Below are 1,130 nucleotides of genomic sequence, written 5' to 3' on the forward strand. Positions count from 1 at the left end.
GTCGATATTCCTTCGACCACAGTCTGTGTGGGCGGAACAGTAACTTTAACAGCAACTGCGTCCAACGGAACAGGAACGGTAACTTATCAGTGGCAGGAATCAACGAATAATACAAGCTGGACAGATATCACCGGACAAACAACGACAACTTTAAATGTTTCAACGGCAACTGCAGGTGTCAAATATTACAGAGTTGTCGTTACCGCTTCAGGTTCAGGTTGCGGATCGGCTAACTCTGCAAGTTCGACCGTGACCGTGGTAGCCAAACCGACGGTGACAGTGGATATTCCTTCAACCACAGTTTGTGTCGGCGGAACAGTGACGCTGACAGCAACAGCCTCCAACGGAACAGGAACCGTCACTTACCAATGGCAGGAATCAACAAATAACACAAGCTGGACAGACATTGCAGGACAAACAACGACAACTTTAAATGTTTCAACGGCAACTGCAGGTGTCAAATATTACAGGGTGGTCGTTACCGCTTCAGGTTCAGGTTGCGGATCGGCTAACTCGTCAAGTTCGACGATTACCGTTGTTGCCAAACCTACAGTATCAGTCGATATTCCTTCGACAACGGTATGTATTGGCGGAACAGTTACCTTGACAGCAACTGCTTCCAATGGAACAGGAACTGTTACTTACCAATGGCAGGAATCTACGAATAATACAAGCTGGACAGATATCACGGGACAAACAACAACAACTTTAAATGTTTCAACCGCCACTGCCGGGGTTAAATATTACAGAGTCGTAGTTACAGCATCAGGTTCAGGTTGCGGATCTGCTAACTCTTCAAGTTCAACAGTAACTGTGGTGGCCAAACCGGCGGTGGCAGTGGATATTCCTTCAACCACAGTTTGTGTCGGCGGAACAGTTACCTTGACAGCAACTGCTTCCAATGGAACAGGAACTGTCACTTACCAATGGCAGGAATCTACTAATAATACAAGCTGGACAGATATTGCAGGACAAACAACGACAACTTTAAATGTTTCAACGGCAACTGCAGGTGTTAAATATTACAGGGTGGTCGTTACTGCTTCAGGTTCAGGTTGCGGTTCAGTTAACTCGTCAAGTTCGACGATTACCGTTGTTGCCAAACCTACAGTATCAGTCGATATTCCTTC

At 46.2% G+C, this 1,130-nt stretch carries 1 pseudogene; it reads left to right on the forward strand.

What is annotated here, in order from left to right:
* Positions 1-1,130 (forward strand): annotated as a pseudogene (locus GVN16_RS25935) (hypothetical protein); the annotation flags it as partial.

The organism is Emticicia sp. CRIBPO (genome assembly GCF_009905725.1).
GTDB lineage: Bacteria > Bacteroidota > Bacteroidia > Cytophagales > Spirosomataceae > Leadbetterella.